Source organism: Niallia sp. Kr1 (assembly GCF_050389805.1).
Lineage (GTDB): Bacteria > Bacillota > Bacilli > Bacillales > Cytobacillaceae > Bacillus_BD.
The window spans coordinates 2,999,097-3,014,618 of the sequence record NZ_CP130945.1 but is presented as its reverse complement, the minus strand read 5'-3'; the positions used below and the strand labels follow the sequence as shown (position 1 = coordinate 3,014,618).

At 36.3% G+C, this 15,522-nt stretch carries 15 protein-coding genes, 1 tRNA gene and 1 riboswitch; of the genes, 10 read left to right on the top strand and 6 right to left on the bottom strand.

The window, feature by feature from the left end:
* Positions 1 to 200 precede the first annotated feature (200 nt).
* The 6 genes from Q5760_RS14685 to Q5760_RS14660 all read left to right on the top strand — a co-directional run bounded on the left by Q5760_RS14685 (position 201) and on the right by Q5760_RS14660 (position 6,815).
* On the top strand, positions 201 to 1,883 hold the full coding sequence (locus tag Q5760_RS14685) for a glycerol-3-phosphate dehydrogenase/oxidase (RefSeq protein ID WP_428908382.1): 1,683 nt from the start codon (positions 201 to 203) through the stop codon (positions 1,881 to 1,883).
* Positions 1,884 to 2,416: 533 nt separating this feature from the next.
* Positions 2,417 to 2,496, top strand: a riboswitch (ZMP/ZTP riboswitch).
* Between the two features lie 32 nt (positions 2,497 to 2,528).
* Positions 2,529 to 3,386 (top strand): bifunctional 5,10-methylenetetrahydrofolate dehydrogenase/5,10-methenyltetrahydrofolate cyclohydrolase, encoded by an 858-nt coding sequence (locus Q5760_RS14680; protein ID WP_428908381.1) that lies wholly within the window; start codon positions 2,529 to 2,531, stop codon positions 3,384 to 3,386.
* Between the two features lie 203 nt (positions 3,387 to 3,589).
* Positions 3,590 to 3,790, top strand: coding sequence for a cold-shock protein (locus Q5760_RS14675; RefSeq protein ID WP_428908380.1), 201 nt, complete (start codon positions 3,590 to 3,592; stop codon positions 3,788 to 3,790).
* Between the two features lie 262 nt (positions 3,791 to 4,052).
* Positions 4,053 to 5,495 carry a DEAD/DEAH box helicase gene (locus tag Q5760_RS14670; protein ID WP_428908379.1) on the top strand — a complete coding sequence of 481 codons (1,443 nt, stop codon included), beginning with the start codon at positions 4,053 to 4,055 and terminating at the stop codon, positions 5,493 to 5,495.
* Between the two features lie 124 nt (positions 5,496 to 5,619).
* Entirely contained in the window at positions 5,620 to 5,820 is a 201-nt protein-coding gene (locus tag Q5760_RS14665; RefSeq protein ID WP_428908378.1) for a cold-shock protein, read from the top strand.
* 593 nt (positions 5,821 to 6,413) lie between these two features.
* On the top strand, positions 6,414 to 6,815 hold the full coding sequence (locus Q5760_RS14660) for a cytosolic protein (RefSeq protein WP_428908377.1): 402 nt from the start codon (positions 6,414 to 6,416) through the stop codon (positions 6,813 to 6,815).
* A 45-nt stretch (positions 6,816 to 6,860) separates the two neighbouring features.
* Here Q5760_RS14660 and Q5760_RS14655 read toward each other — a convergent pair whose 3' ends face one another.
* Positions 6,861 to 7,151 (bottom strand): DUF6509 family protein, encoded by a 291-nt coding sequence (locus Q5760_RS14655; protein ID WP_428908376.1) that lies wholly within the window; start codon positions 7,149 to 7,151, stop codon positions 6,861 to 6,863.
* Between the two features lie 132 nt (positions 7,152 to 7,283).
* Here Q5760_RS14655 and Q5760_RS14650 point away from each other — a divergent pair, with 132 nt between their 5' ends.
* A complete protein-coding gene (locus Q5760_RS14650; protein WP_428908375.1) occupies positions 7,284 to 8,714 on the top strand; it encodes an NAD(P)H-hydrate dehydratase in 1,431 nt (476 codons plus the stop codon).
* Between the two features lie 44 nt (positions 8,715 to 8,758).
* On the opposite strand, the gene Q5760_RS14645 is transcribed toward Q5760_RS14650, so the two are convergent.
* The 3 genes from Q5760_RS14645 to Q5760_RS14635 all read right to left on the bottom strand — a co-directional run bounded on the left by Q5760_RS14645 (position 8,759) and on the right by Q5760_RS14635 (position 10,886).
* Positions 8,759 to 9,451: an LrgB family protein gene (locus Q5760_RS14645; RefSeq protein ID WP_428908374.1), complete on the bottom strand. Its 693-nt coding sequence runs from the start codon at positions 9,449 to 9,451 to the stop codon at positions 8,759 to 8,761.
* Between the two features lie 2 nt (positions 9,452 to 9,453).
* Entirely contained in the window at positions 9,454 to 9,822 is a 369-nt protein-coding gene (locus Q5760_RS14640) for a CidA/LrgA family protein (RefSeq protein ID WP_428908373.1), read from the bottom strand.
* Between the two features lie 185 nt (positions 9,823 to 10,007).
* Positions 10,008 to 10,886, bottom strand: coding sequence for a LysR family transcriptional regulator (locus tag Q5760_RS14635; RefSeq protein ID WP_428908372.1), 879 nt, complete (start codon positions 10,884 to 10,886; stop codon positions 10,008 to 10,010).
* A gap of 143 nt (positions 10,887 to 11,029) precedes the next feature.
* Between Q5760_RS14635 and Q5760_RS14630 the strand changes: the two genes are divergently transcribed.
* The 3 genes from Q5760_RS14630 (at position 11,030) to Q5760_RS14620 (ending at position 14,039) form a co-directional block, all read left to right on the top strand.
* Positions 11,030 to 11,899 carry a Cof-type HAD-IIB family hydrolase gene (locus Q5760_RS14630; RefSeq protein WP_428908371.1) on the top strand — a complete coding sequence of 290 codons (870 nt, stop codon included), beginning with the start codon at positions 11,030 to 11,032 and terminating at the stop codon, positions 11,897 to 11,899.
* Positions 11,900 to 12,450: 551 nt separating this feature from the next.
* On the top strand, positions 12,451 to 13,752 hold the full coding sequence (gene ltrA, locus Q5760_RS14625) for a group II intron reverse transcriptase/maturase (RefSeq protein ID WP_428908370.1): 1,302 nt from the start codon (positions 12,451 to 12,453) through the stop codon (positions 13,750 to 13,752).
* 214 nt (positions 13,753 to 13,966) lie between these two features.
* Positions 13,967 to 14,039: transfer RNA gene (locus Q5760_RS14620), tRNA-Thr, on the top strand.
* Between the two features lie 102 nt (positions 14,040 to 14,141).
* Here Q5760_RS14620 and Q5760_RS14615 read toward each other — a convergent pair.
* Both Q5760_RS14615 and Q5760_RS14610 read right to left on the bottom strand, forming a co-directional pair.
* Positions 14,142 to 14,291, bottom strand: coding sequence for a hypothetical protein (locus tag Q5760_RS14615; RefSeq protein ID WP_428908369.1), 150 nt, complete (start codon positions 14,289 to 14,291; stop codon positions 14,142 to 14,144).
* 143 nt (positions 14,292 to 14,434) lie between these two features.
* A complete protein-coding gene (locus Q5760_RS14610; protein WP_428908368.1) occupies positions 14,435 to 15,385 on the bottom strand; it encodes a thermonuclease family protein in 951 nt (316 codons plus the stop codon).
* Positions 15,386 to 15,522 lie beyond the last annotated feature (137 nt).

Here is a 15,522-nt window from a genome sequence, read left to right as displayed (position 1 = left end):
GAAGAAATCGACGTATATTTCATGGAAATGTCGCATAAATTTGGAAACCATACTCAGGAACCTTATATGATAAAACAATGAGTGTTTTTAACATAAGAATAATTATTTATCTCATCAGGACAATATTTCCTATAGTTTTCATGTTTTTGATGAAAGCGCATAGTTTAGTAGAAGGAAATAATTAGAAAGGAAGTGATAAAGTGAGATTTTCGAATCAAAACCGTAATAAATATATTGAAGAATTATCTTCTGAAAACTTTGACGTACTCATTATAGGCGGTGGTATTACAGGTGCTGGTATTGCATTTGATGCTGCACTTAGAGGAATGAAAGTTGGATTAGTAGAAATGCAGGATTTTGCTGCAGGAACATCTAGTCGTTCAACCAAACTCATCCATGGAGGTCTAAGATATTTAAAACAATTTGAAATGGGACTAGTCGCGGAAGTAGGCAAAGAACGGGAAATTGTCTATAAAAATGGTCCTCATGTCACGACTCCACAATGGATGTTACTTCCAATATACAAAGATACAGAGTATGGGCTCTACTCGACTTCAATTGGTTTGAAGATATATGACTATTTGGCTCGTGTCAAAATGAATGAAAGAAGAAAAATGTTATCCCGTCAAGAATGCTTGGAAAAGTCCCCGCATTTAAGGCGTCAAGGGCTATTGGGTGGAGGTTATTATGTAGAATATCGAACAGACGACGCAAGGCTAACGATTGAAGTATTAAAGGCTGCACATTCAAACGGGGCAATTCTCTTAAATTATATGAAAGTAGAGAGTTTTCAATACAATGGGAGTGGAAAGATAAATGGAGCAACGGTAATGGATCAATTAACGGGGAAAACATATTTTATTTCCTCTAAAATGGTTGTCAATGCAACTGGTCCATGGGTCGATATTATTTGTGAAAGAGATGGGTCTTCGAAGGAGAAGAATTTACAATTAACAAAAGGAGCCCATCTTGTGTTCGATCAATCCGTTTTCCCATTAGAACAGGCTGTTTATTTTGATACTCCAGACGGAAGAATGGTTTTTGCAATTCCTCGAGAGGGAAAAACATATGTTGGCACAACAGATACATTTTACAATGAAAACCCGATTTCACCTATGGTAACAAGAGAGGACCGTGGTTATTTATTAAAATACATTAATTACATGTTTCCTAATCTAATGCTAACAGATAAAAATATTGAATCCAGTTGGGCAGGAGTAAGACCTCTTCTTTTAGAAGAAGGAAAGGAGCCGTCTGAGATTTCAAGAAGAGATGAAATATGGGAGTCACACACGGGTTTAATTACAATAGCGGGCGGAAAATTAACTGGTTATCGAAAAATGGCTGAGATGGTAGTGGATTTAATCTCTCAAAGACTAAAACACCGTACATTTAAACCTTGTGAGACGGCTAAAACACCGATATCAGGTGGGGATGTTGGAGAAGCTAGTCAGTTTCAAGCCTTTGTATCTCGAAAGTCTTTAGAAGGTGTAAAGGTAGGTTTATCAATGGATGAGGCTAAAGAGTTGGCTTCTACATATGGATCTAATGTGACAAACCTTTTCCAATATATAGAGGATAACAAAGGAAAGAATGCTTCATTACCTGACATTTTAAGAGCAAAATTACAATATGCCCTAGATCACGAAATGATTGTAACTCCACTAGACTTTTTTAATAGACGGACGGGATTTCTTTACTTTAATCTATCCTTAGTGGAAAAATACCAAACCGGCGTGATTCAATATATGGCTGATTATTTTCAATGGAATGAGGATAGAATGCACAGGTATACAGAAGAATTGAATTTAGCGATCAAGAATGCCCAGGTGACAATTCAGAATCAACTCTCGCAGCTTGACAAAAAGGAAGAAATCAATTAGTGTAAAAAAGGACATATTATGCGAATAATTTGTTGAGTTTTTGAAAAACTGTTCTCACGCAGTTTAAGTAAGTACAATAACCTTCCTATTACTACTTCTTATAATCAATGATTCTTCATTGGACCACGCTGTCGATCGACAAAATAACTCTATTCACATTTATTTTATTAAACCTGATTCTATTGGCACGGTCTCGGAACCGTAAAGATAGAAGAGAGGTAGGGCTTCTATTGTTTTAGGTTTATAACGAAAAGTATGTCATTTAATGGATAACTTAGTATACGCTAAGTTATCCTTTTTAATATCCTTTTTAAATTTTGGGTTGCTTTCCGTTTTAGACACTTCGCATTTTAATTAAACTTTACTTGCTTCACCATATCAGATGGAGACTCCCGTTTTGCTTCTCCGATAGGAATCTTCGTGCATTCACTAAACAACCGTGGTCAATAAATCAACATTATTCAATAACACGAGCTTTTTTATATAAAAAACGAACGTTTGGGATTTTTTTTAGTAAATCATTTGTGTTATGATAGAATGACAGTGACTGACGATAGGGTGGAATGGACCACAAGGAAGCTGTAAATATATGCCGGTCGTCTGGGCAGGGAAATAATCCCTTTGATTTATATGGAGGTTTTTGATTTGAAAGACAAAATCATACTTGATGGAACACGTGTCGCCACTGATGTAAAAGAGAAATTAAAAGCTAGAGTCGATCATTTAAAAAATGTTGGGGTGACACCCTGTCTAGCAACCATTCTAGTTGGAAACGATCCTTCTTCAGCGACATATGTTCGGATGAAAGGTAATGCCTGCGAAAAGTTAGGGATTAACTCAAAACGAATTCATCTTCCAGAAGAAACGACAACAGAAGAATTACTAGCAGTTATTAATGAGTTAAATCAGGATTCTGAGGTACATGGGATACTCTTGCAGCATCCGGTGCCAAATCATATAGATGAAAGAAAAGCATTTGAAACCATTGATATTGAAAAAGATGTTGATGGGGTAACAAGCCTGGGATATGGACAAACTGCTCTTGGGTTTGGAATGTATCCATCATGTACACCAGCAGCGATCATTGCCATAATGGATTATTATGGAATTGAGGCTCAAGGAAAACATGCGGTTGTCGTTGGGAGAAGTCCAATCTTAGGGAAGCCAGTGTCCGCTTTACTTTTAAATCGAAATGCAACTGTCACCACTTGTCATTCATATACAGAAAACTTAGCTGATCATATAGGTTCAGCAGACCTTGTTGTCGCGGCCGTTGGAAAACCCAATTTTATTCAAGGGGAATGGTTGAAAGAAGGCGCCGTTGTCTTGGATGCGGGCTATAACAAAGGGAATATTGGTGATGTTGATTATGAAGCATGTTTGGAAAAAGCATCTGCGATTACACCAGTTCCAGGTGGGGTAGGACCTGTAACTATTTCAATGTTACTAAAACATACGGTTGAAGCAGCAGAGAAAAAAGTGAAAGAAATATCTATGAACTAAGTATTGACAAAAGTGATGATTAAATCATATAATGAGAATACGCTATTAAGTTCGGTATATATTTTTCAATGAATAAGTGGTCGTAGCTGCAAGTTTCTGTAGACGATGTTTATTCCTACAGAAAGATTGTAGCTACGATTTTTTTATTAAGTAAAATGGTATATGAAAAACTTAGAGTGAAAACAATTTCGGAGGTAATATCCATGAATACAGGTAAAGTAAAATGGTTTAATGCAGAAAAAGGATTTGGATTCATCGAATCTACAGAAGGAACAGACGTATTTGTACACTTCTCAGCTATTCAAACTGATGGATTCAAAACTTTAGAAGAAGGTCAAGATGTTTCTTTCGATATCGTTGAAGGTAACCGTGGACCACAAGCTGCTAACGTAGTAAAAGCGTAATATTAGTCCAATGAGGTGATGCATGGAACCCATGCATCACTTTTTCATGTCATTATATCATCCTATTTCATACCTCTTAAAGAGCGTTATTAAATACCCTCGTGACGTTATTAGGTGATTAAGCTTTTTTTACCTTCCACTATTGATCACCCACTTTAGTTGATAAATAATTATTTATTTTTATGAAAAAAAGAATGGTTTAATGGCAAACTATAATTGTTATGAAAACCGATTTATTGTAATTTTAAGGAGGAAATACATTTTGACAACATTTTCAGATTTTGGCTTAAGTAAGGAAATTGAAAAGGCCATTTCCAATATGGGTTTTGAGGAACCTTCACCGATTCAAGCGCAGGCCATTCCAATTGCTTTAACAGGTAAAGACGTTATTGGTCAAGCTCAAACAGGTACAGGTAAAACAACTGCTTTTGGTATACCGTTATTAGAATTAATGGATTCTCAAGAAGGTATTCAAGGTCTTGTGGTTTGTCCGACTCGTGAACTAGCTGTACAAGTAGCAGAAGAATTAAATCGAATTGGTCAAGTAAAAGGAATTCGTACTTTACCAATTTATGGTGGTCAGGATATCGGCCGCCAAATTCGAGCTTTAAAAAATAGACCACAAGTGATTGCAGCAACACCAGGAAGATTAATTGATCACATCGAAAGAAAAACAATCCGTCTTAATCAAATTAAAATGGTTGTTTTAGACGAAGCCGATGAAATGTTAAACATGGGCTTTATTGAAGATATCGAAAAAATCCTTGCTCAAACACCAGATGAAAAACAAACAATGTTGTTTTCAGCGACTATGCCGAAACGAATTCAAGCTTTGGCTGAATCCTTTATGGATCATCCAGAAGTGGTTAGAGTTAAGGCGAAAGAAATGACGGTTACCAATATTGAGCAACATTTTATTGAAACTCATGAAAAACAAAAATTTGATGTACTTTGTAGTTTATTGGATATTCAATCACCTGAATTGGCGATTGTGTTTGGTCGAACTAAAAAACGAGTAGATGAAGTTGTAGAAGGACTTATCAAAAGAGGCTATTCGGCAGAAGGAATCCATGGTGATATCCCACAGGCAAAACGAGATCAAGTAATTCGTCGATTCAAAGACCAATCCATCGATATTATGGTGGCAACCGATGTAGCTGCACGTGGGCTGGATATTAGTGGAGTGTCCCATGTTTATAATTTTGATATTCCGCAAGATCCTGAAAGCTATGTTCACCGTATCGGTCGGACAGGACGAGCAGGGAAAAAAGGGTTGGCTGTATCCTTTATAACTCCTAGAGAAATCGATCATTTACGTATAATCGAGAATACGACTAAAAAGAAAATGAGTAAAATGCCGATTCCAACGATTCATGATGTAATGGCAGGAAATCAAAGAGCTGCGATTAATCAGTTAAATGAAACCATTGAAAACAATGAGTATCAAGAATATAAAAGGATTGCAGAGAATTTATTAGAAGACATGGATTCGGTCACACTTTTAGCCGCTGCACTTAAATTGATTACGAAAGAACCCGATGCAACACCAGTTAAATTAACGGCTGTTGAACCATTACGAAGCAAAAAGCCAAAACCGCAATTTGATCGTAAACGAAGAAATGATCGCGGCGGACGAAATGACAGGGGTAGAGCTTTCGCTTCAAGAGATCGCGATAGGGACCGAAGAAGAAATAAAAATCGTTAATATAAAATAATATTTCGTAAAAATATTGGAAACCCCTTATAAAAATGATGAAAAGTAGACATATTAATAGGGACAGAATCACTGATTCTGATTTTGTTTTTACCAGATTTAGGAGGAAAAAGTAATGGCAACAGGAAAAGTAAAATGGTTTAACGCAGAAAAAGGTTTTGGATTTATTGAGCAAGAAGGTGGCGATGATGTTTTCGTACACTATTCTGCGATTCAAAGCGAAGGTTTCAAAACTCTTGACGAAGGCCAAGAAGTAAGTTTTGACATAGAACAAGGTCAACGTGGACCTCAAGCTATTAATGTTCAAAGAATATAATGATTGACAAAGGCCCGCTATCCATTAGCGGGCTTTTTTGAGTGTTTTAGAATCGTACAAAAATTCCAGTTTATAGCTCATAACTACTTAAAAATGACGCAGCATTTACTTGCATTTTTAAGTAAATTTTTCCTAAGAACACCCTTTTACAATATATTCAGAATTTGATTCAACCTTCTAAAGGGCTTTGGCTTAATCTCTTAATGGTTATTAAGAGTAAACATGTAAACAGATTTAAACTATCATCTGTATACGATTTAACCGTTGTTGTTCGAAATATTCAAAATTGATTATCGAACGTAATTCAGTGAATTGTTTTTTTCATTGTAAATTCATTTCAAAAAATGCTTATATGACCCTATTCTTATTTATCCCAAACAAACCATGTATGTCATAAATTTTAAAAAATCCCTTCTTGTACAACTGGATCAAAGCTACTGCGTAATTTAAATTCCTTTAACAGGTATAAAAAGAGGAAATGTTTATTTTTTCCTTTCGATTGACGAAACAGATAGTAATTACCAAGAGTTTGTATTAGAATGGATACCTAGTGTACATACTTTAGGTGACAAGCTATTACGAGGAGAGATAAAATGAAATCATTTACCGTTCAATTCCATCAAGAAGACCAAGTAGATTCGATGACTGTTCAAAAAATAACGGAGGACGATTTTAATCAATTAACTGAAGGTGGAACAAGACATTTATTTGAATTAGACACGAATATCGGTTTTTTCGTATTTTTTGATGCATTTGATGAATCGGGAGCACAATCTCATCTTGTTTTGCAATATGAAGAAGACAATAAAGACCCAATTGGTTGTTATGGTTTTCAAAAAAATGACTTTTATGAATTTATGGCGCTATATTTAAATGATCTTGAATTCCAAGATGAAGAAGAGAGTGATGAAGAGGAACAAGAATATGGCCCGATTCATCATTTGGCCCATTTATTATTTCATATTGTGGAAGAGGGAAAAGAGATAGAGGTGTAAGTAAAAAGGAATGATTCCATTAAGGTATCATTCCTTTTTAAATATCTACTCTGCATCTTGATAATGGCTCCGGCAGAAGTCATCCACTAGCTTTACCTCGTCCTCTTCCAATTCAAAATCCAAATAGTTATTTTCGATACTATTGTAAAAATGATATAGAAGAATTTTAGAGAAGTTTTCTTCAACTCCATATAAGACCTTTAGCTGCAGACCTTGTTCATCGGCTAAATCATCATCTTCAGGAACTTCAATTGTAAGATAAAATTCATAACGATCACCAGATAAAATTCCAGTCGGATCTTTAATTTTTTCAACGGTATATTCAGTAATATTCAATTTTCATGCATCCTCTCGTCATAATTCCATTCGTTATTATACACTATATCTTTTCACGTTGGTAATTTTCTCATTCTTTTTCTAAAAGGTTTATACTAGTAATGGAGGAGTTCAATTGAAGGAGGGGTTCTATTGTACATTTATACGGGTCAACAAATAAAGGAAATTGATATGCTAGCTCAACAAACAGGAATGACTTTATTTGCATTAATGGAAAATGCAGGTAGCGGTTTATATCACCAACTGAAGAAAAAAATCAAACGCACTGATAAAATAGTGATTTTAGCAGGAAAAGGAAATAATGGCGGAGATGGAATTGCCCTTGCCCGTTATTTAAAAAATAACGGATATCATGCAAGTCTACTATTTCCACTAGGGTTACCTAAAACACAAACCGCCCATGAACATTTAACGTATTATCAGGCTTGCGGTTATGAAATCAATCACTTTACGGATAATTTACAATCGGATGTAATTGTTGATTGCTTGCTAGGGGTCGGGAGTCGGCTTCCACTTCATGAAAATTTGACCTCAGTCACTAGATGGATCAATGCACAAGAGGGAAAGGTCATTGCAATTGATGTACCGACAGGTGTTTCATCTGACATAGGAGATGTTGACGAATGGGCTGTAAAAGCTGACTATACATATGCGTTACATGGATATAAACCTTCGACTTTTTTATATCCATCATCGAATTATTTTGGTAGAACTGAGGTTATTGACATTGGTCTTCGTCATACGAGTCAATGGAAAGTTTGGAGCGAGGAGGACGTTCGTAACACATTGTTAAAGCTAACCGGTAACACTCATAAAGGAACATTTGGTACAGGTTTATTAATTGCCGGCAGTGATGAAATGCCTGGGAGTGCGGCATTGGCAGCAATAGGAGCGATTCGGTTTGGCATTGGGAAATTGTCTATTGCGACAACAAGACATGCTTCTGTTTTGATCGGGGGATTTGTCCCTGAAGCAACCTATTTATTTGATCGTTCATCTTTGCAGCAACACGATTTCTCTAGTATTGCGATTGGACCAGGTCTAAATCCTGACGATCAGTTAGAAAGTTTCGTACAAGAAGTATTAAAATTGAGGGTTCCCGTCATTCTTGATGCTGGAGCTTTAAGTCCGAGAAATTACCAAAAACGAGAAACACCTACTATTCTAACCCCACATCCAGGTGAATTTCGTCGTCTTACTGGAAAGACATCCACTGACATTCAAAAAAATCGTATTGAGCTAGCCTCCCTTTATGCTAAGGAACATGGACTGATTGTTGTTCTTAAAGGGGAGTACACCGTCATTGCGTTTCCAGATGGTTCGGGGATCATTAACACGACCGGTAATCGTGCACTTTCAAAAGGAGGAACAGGGGATACTCTCACTGGAATGCTTTTAGCTAGTGTTAATACACACAATGACATCCATGCTGCGGTGGCAAACGCTGTTTATATTCACGGTGTGTGCGCGGATGAATGGATTAAACAAAATGGAAATCAAACCATGACGGCACATGATTTTGACAAGTTGATACCAAAAATAAGCTATAATTTTGATCGTTAAAGAAAAAGAACCTTCTCCAAATTAGGTTTTGAAGAAGGTTTTCCTTATATACGAATAAATAGTAGTAAAGATGGAATTAATGAGTTGACCCAGAAGAGTGAAATCCAAGCGGCAAAAATTAGACCAATCATTGAAAAAGTTGCTTCTTTTTCCCCATATTCCATTGCTGCACTTGTTCCCGATCCATGAGCACCCATACCTAGTGCTAGCCCCCGGGCAATCGGTGACTGAATCGAAAACCATTTAATAATATATGGACCCATGACACCTCCGATGATTCCTGTGATAATCACAAAAATCGTTGTTAACGATGGTAAACCGCCGATTCCTTGAGAAATTTCAATTGCAACAGGTGTTGTTACTGAACGGGGAAGAATACTCATCGTTAGTTCAGGATTTAAATGCACGATTAATGCTATTACAAAGGAAGACAAAATCGAAACTAAGGAACCGCTTGAGATACTGACGACAATATTTGCAAAGTATTTTTTTAACAATGGCATATATTTATAAATCGGAATCGCAAAGGCCACCGTCGCAGGACCGAGCAAATGGGTAATTCCTTTTGCCTGATCAATATACGTATTTGCGGGAACATTTATAAAATAGAGAATGGCGATAATGACAGTAGTACTAAGAAGTAAAGGATTAAAAAAAGGATAAGACCACTTTTTATAAACCTTTTTTGCTAAATAGTAAATGGTCATCGTTCCAATGATCGCGATCATCATACTCATTTTCACATCTCCCTCACTTTCCAACTGTTTAATCTTTCAGCTATAAATGCCGTAGCACTTATGACGATAAAAGTACTGATTCCAACTAGTAGAATAGATTTTAATCCTTGCCAGCTTAACATTTCTTCGTAATTAACAATACCAACTGCAGAAGGGATAAAGAACAACAATAATTCAGCTAATAACCAATTTCCTCCTTGTTCTACCCATTCCAATTTTATAATTCCTAACCATAAAGCCAGAAACAAAAGAAGTAGACCAACCATTGATGCTGGAATGGGTAATGGAACAATTGCCTTAACCGCTGAGCCAAGAAATAAAAAAACATGTATAAATAAAATTTGTAATAAAATCGTGATGATTTTTTTCACGATAATCACTCCTTAATCCTTACCAATCATTTAATATCCTTACTATAAATCGTAAAGGATCAAGGGTAAAATACATTTATTTCATCATTGATATAACTAAAAGTTATGAAAAGGTTTTTTTTTATAAGAAAAGGTTTTCATAACTAAAAAAAACCTCACCAATTTTTTGGTAAGGATTTAGTTCATTATTGCATTTGTTTTAACATAAAATTAATAAATGTTTGTGCGGCGTTAGAAATATATTTATCCTTCTTAGTAATAACAGCAAGATCCCATGGAATCGAGGGAGTGATGTCAAGGTATGTAATCTTGTTATTGTCTATTCGGTTGCAAATGGACTCTGGTAAGATAGTCACGCCTAAATGAGCAGCGACCATTTCGGACATGAAATCCCATTGCATACTTTTAAATAGAATTTTCGGCTGGAAACCAGCTTGGATACAATGATTCCAAATGATATCGTGCAAGGCAAAATCCTCACTAATAAAAATAAACTCTTCGTCCTTCAACTCGTGAAGCGGTACATGCTCCTTTTTAGCCAGAGGGTGATCAATATGAACAAGGAGCTTCATATTCTCATTTACGATCGGATAGGTAATGGTATCCTGTTCATGGATCGGAAGAACCGCAATTCCTAGATCAATTTCTCCATCCAATACTTTTTTTGTAAGTTTTGGTGCAGGAAATTCCGTAATATTAATTTTTATATTTGAAAACGCCGCATGGAATTCCGCAATTACCTTTGGAAAAAATAAACTACCTGCAATCGGGGGGATACCAATATGAATTGAGCCATGTTGTAAGTTGGACATATCAGATAATGTCACATACATTTCGTCCAATAAAGCAATCATTTTCTTCGCATACTCTGTTACAATCAAGCCTGCATCGGTTACTTCACTTGCCTTATTGGATCGAATGATTAACGTCATTCCCAGTTCTTCTTCAAGACCTTTGACCATTTTGCTTAGTGCAGGTTGGGAAACGTGTAAAATCTCTGCTGCTTTCGTCATGTTTTTTTGGCGTGCCACTTCAAGAAAATATTGGAGTTGTCGAATATCCATCTTTTAAACACCATCGTTTCATTGGATCTATTACTATTATTATACTAAAATCATAGAGAAGAATTTAGCCAAATTATAAAAATAATCGTGAGTTATAATTAGTAGAACAATTGTAGGACACATGTACAAAAAGGGGAATCTAAATGATTAAATTAATCGCCATCGATTTAGATGGAACACTCTTGAACGACGAAATAACAATCAGTCAAAGAAATATAGACGCAATAAAGCGTGCAAATGAAAAAGGAGTAGAAATTGTCGTTGCTACAGGACGGGCAGACTTTGATGCCGCCTCGTTTTTTAAAGAACTTGATATAAACCCATGGATTATTGCAACTAATGGGGCTACGATCCACTCACCGGAGGGGAAATTATTTCAATCCTGTCCTCTTGATAAACAACAGGCGATGAACATGCTCATTCAATTAGAGGAAGATCAATTCTATTATGAAGCTTTCATTGAAAATAAAATTTGTGCGCCAGAATATGGAAAAAAAATACTAATAGATGAAATAGAAGCAGGGGTAAGGACAGATGAAGAAAATGCCTTAATTCGTCGAGGGATAGATATTCAATTTAGCCAATCTGCTTTTACATTTATTTCATCTTATAAAGAACTGATGAACCGAGACATGGATATCTATAATATTTTGGTCATTTCATATCTTGAAGACAAACTTAAAAAGGGTTGGGAGAAATATACTGCATTACCCCATTTAACTGTTGTTCAATCGGGTCGATATAATTTTCATTTACAAAATGAACAGGCATCAAAAGGAAATGCGTTAAAACTTTTAACACAAAAGCTAGGGGTCAAATTATCTGAAACTGCTGCAATTGGGGACAATCACAATGACCTTTCCATGTTAGAGATTGTAGGTAAAAGTGCTGCAATGGGAAATGCGGATGAGGTAGTAAAAGAAGTATGTGATGTCATCACATTGAATCATAATGAAGATGGGGTTGCATTGTTTATTGAGTCGATTTTAGAAGAGTGTAGTGGACCGCTATGAGCGGTCCTTTTCTTATTCCGCGTGCCCAGCAAGCCGTTAATTGCTAGTTGGTGAAAGTCCAACCTGAGTAAGTACCAAGACGCTCAGTAGCTGACAGGCAACTGGTGAAGAAATTCTAAGGTTGAAGCCCTGTGACAAAGTAACTCCCTAGCGGAGTGCGAGCAAACTAACAGGTTGTAACATAAAGTGAATCCTGCCGTCTCGTCAAAAGAACCTACCTACGGTAGCCAAAGAGAAGTCGAGCCTTGGGATAATGGGCGAAGACCATGGAAGGTGTGAAGATCTTGGAATAGCAGCACCGATGAATCTCTCGGGGTATGGGGAGCGACATGTTAGTAAAGTAGTTAGCGGAACTGGGGATACCCTCCTTGTCACTTTCTAACGAAAGTAAAGCAGAAACCTATAAGTGCAAACGAAGTGGTGGATGGATGAGAGGGAGTCGGAGGGGGTCATAGTACCATTAATGACAATGACAACACAACATTGTCTAGGGAAGGACGGCGCAAGCCATTACCCTACTTCGTTCATATGTCAGAAGGAGGTAAGAGTCAGTGAATGTCAGGAAAATGACTAACTACACCAATAAAGTAAAAGCTCAAGAACTCTGGAAGACGTTATATCTTTGTGCCAAGGAATGTCCAACTCGAAGATTTCACGCTTTATATGACAAAATCTATCGTCCTGATATTCTATGGGAGGCATGGCAACGTGTGAAACGAAAGAAAGGAAGTGGAGGTGTCGATGGACAGACGATTGAACAAATCGTCTTGGAGTACGGGGAAAAGAAATTTATGAACGAGCTCTATTTGGAACTAAAGGAGAAGCGTTATCACCCTAGTCCAGTCCTAAGAACCTATATTCCAAAGGATGATGGAAAGAAACGTCCATTAGGAATTCCAACTATTAAAGATCGGGTCGTACAGATGGCAACGAAAATGGTTATTGAACCAATATTCGAGGCTGACTTTCATGACTGTTCGTTTGGTTTTCGTCCAAAGCGAAATGCCCATCAAGCGATGGCAAAGATAAGAAAAGCCAGTAAGAAATGTTTTTGGGTAGTAGACGTCGATATCCAAGGATATTTCGATAATATTAATCAATACAAGTTGATGAAAATATTAGAACAAAGGATTAGTGATCGACGGGTTTTAAAGCTTGTTCGAAAATGGCTAGAGTCAGGCATAATGGAGGAAGGCAAAATAAGAAATCCAATTACTGGTACACCGCAAGGTGGTGTAATTTCACCTCTTTTAGCTAATATCTACCTAAATACAATGGATATGCTTTGGGAGAAGAAGTTCAAAGACTTGGGTGAACTCATAAGGTATGCGGATGACTTCGTCATTATGTGTAAAACCAAACAACAAGCACTTGAAAGTATAAAGGTCATCCAATCAATAATGAGGAAACTTGACCTTACTATTAATAGAAATAAATCGAGACTAGTTAATCTGTGGAATGACATAGATGGTTTCGATTTTCTAGGATTTCATAATCGGAAGTTTCCAATCAGACGAAAAGGTGGAAACACGTTATATGTCATGTCACATATACCTAAGAGGAATGCGATGAAGAAAATGCGTTCTAAGATTAAAGCCTATACAGAACCAAGGAATAAATTATACTTGGATATCAGAGAGTTAGTAAAAGGGCTAAATAGGAAACTGCAAGGTTTCAAGAATTACTATCTTATCTCGGCTCACGCAAAGAAATGGCTAAATAGAATCGACTGGTATGTATTAGAACGACTTACCTTATTTCATAACAAAAAGAGAAATAATCGTAAGAAACATGGAAATTTAAAGGATGTAAGAAAAGAAGTGAAACATATATTAGTGAAATTAGCTAGTTAGACGCTGTAAAGCCAAGGAAAGAAGAACGTCGGAAAGCCGTATGAAGGAAAACTTCACGTACGGTTTGATGAGGAGGAGCTGAAAGTAAAAGAGATAGCAAAAGCTATCCCTTTGAAATCAGTTTCTTACTCTACAAAAATAGATAAAAAGTTCACACAATGGAAAAAATAGGGTATAACTTTTACCTTCTTTAATTGATATGTCTATTTAATTTGCTGGTGTAGCTCAGCTAGTAGAGCACTTCACTCGTAATGAAGGGGTCGAAGGTTCAAGTCCTGTCTCCAGCACTAATAAAAAAGCGCATAAAACCCTTAATGGTTTATGCGCTTTTTTGGTCTTCATTCAAAAATAACCAGTGCCTATATTTTACCATTTCATATGAATATAAATTATTCCATTGGATCAGAATGTTCATTTTTCTGTATCATTTCCTGAACTTCTTGTTTTATTTTATTAAATCTTTGATTGGCACGTTTCATGGCTTCATCTTGAATGGAGTGATCGTTTTGTTGATCTGCGTTTTCACGATACTTATTCATTTTGCTATACATCTCCTATAGTATTTAGGGTGTGTACTGAATTAAATAATATTCCAACCAGTTATTACGTATAACTCAAAGCATTTCATGAGTATAATGTGAAAAAACATTCATGAAAAAAAGTTTTCTTCACATTTTAAAGTTTAAGGAAGGCTTTCGCAGGCTAATCCATCTTTATCATTACCATCCAAACGGTGTGGATCTCCTGGTCCTGATGCTTCCATAAAGGCCTGTGCTTCTGCTTGTGTATTAAAATCACTGCAATCTCGGTCAGCACCGTTTGGATCATATAATAGGTTGCTTTTCGATGAGTTTGTTGAATTTGGAGGTGTTTGTTCTTCTGAAGACTTTTGATTTGACGCCATTTTATGCGAATCAAGGTCACCTTTTGTTGTTCCATTTTCACCGAATGCCCATAAGCCGGTATTTTGTTCTCGTGCTTCTCCAGCAAATTTTACAAAATACTCGCTATATTTAACATCTGGTGGATAGGTAGATGGTTCCGCAAAGCCATTTAAAACTAAATCAGCGTTAAACATCTTTGTCCTTATTTCATTTTCATCCATATCATCCGATGGAACTTCAAGCCAGACAATTCTCAAATAACGATCATAACGGTCTGTATCCGAAACATCCTTTTGCAACCAAATTTGTTTTCCTGCTAATTTTGAAGAAGTGTAGTTACTCGCTTCTTTCCCGTATTCTTCATGCCTATTTGTTGATTCAGGTGTGTTGACTCCAATTAATCTGACCCTTCGACCATCCGAAAGCACAAACGTATCGCCATCTACCACTCGTGAAACGGTTGCAGATTCTAAGCCAAGAAGAGATGCACGCTTTTGAAGAGAGTCATCCTTTTTAGGTGTTTCTTCAATGTTAGTTTGTTTGTCCTTTTCAACTGTTTCTACTGCTTCATTTTGTTGTACTTCTCCTTGTGCCGAGTTGTGACTGTCATCCTTTTTTATCGACTCAGTATGAGCTTTGGATTCAATCGTTGAGATTGAATGGTCCTTTTCGGTTGAACAGCCAAATAATAGAGAAGACAAACATATACTTAATAAACAACAAAAAAAGACTTTATTATTTTTAATCATTATTTGTCCACCTTTTGTATAGATTCAATAATCATTAATTTTAACATATTTATTCTCTTACATATAAAAATTGATTTTTGTATTACAGAAAATTTAACTTTTTTGTATATAAATCCCCAGTTTAATATGGAGTAAAA

Coding starts and splice junctions, on each gene's coding strand:
- Q5760_RS14675 (WP_428908380.1), top strand. CDS start 3,590: ATGAATACAGGTAAAGTAAAATGGTTTAATGCAGAAAAAGGATTTGGA.
- Q5760_RS14665 (WP_428908378.1), top strand. CDS start 5,620: ATGGCAACAGGAAAAGTAAAATGGTTTAACGCAGAAAAAGGTTTTGGA.
- Q5760_RS14660 (WP_428908377.1), top strand. CDS start 6,414: ATGAAATCATTTACCGTTCAATTCCATCAAGAAGACCAAGTAGATTCG.
- Q5760_RS14645 (WP_428908374.1), bottom strand. CDS start 9,451: ATGAGTATGATGATCGCGATCATTGGAACGATGACCATTTACTATTTA.
- Q5760_RS14635 (WP_428908372.1), bottom strand. CDS start 10,886: ATGGATATTCGACAACTCCAATATTTTCTTGAAGTGGCACGCCAAAAA.
- Q5760_RS14630 (WP_428908371.1), top strand. CDS start 11,030: ATGATTAAATTAATCGCCATCGATTTAGATGGAACACTCTTGAACGAC.
- Q5760_RS14615 (WP_428908369.1), bottom strand. CDS start 14,291: ATGAATAAGTATCGTGAAAACGCAGATCAACAAAACGATCACTCCATT.
- Q5760_RS14610 (WP_428908368.1), bottom strand. CDS start 15,385: ATGATTAAAAATAATAAAGTCTTTTTTTGTTGTTTATTAAGTATATGT.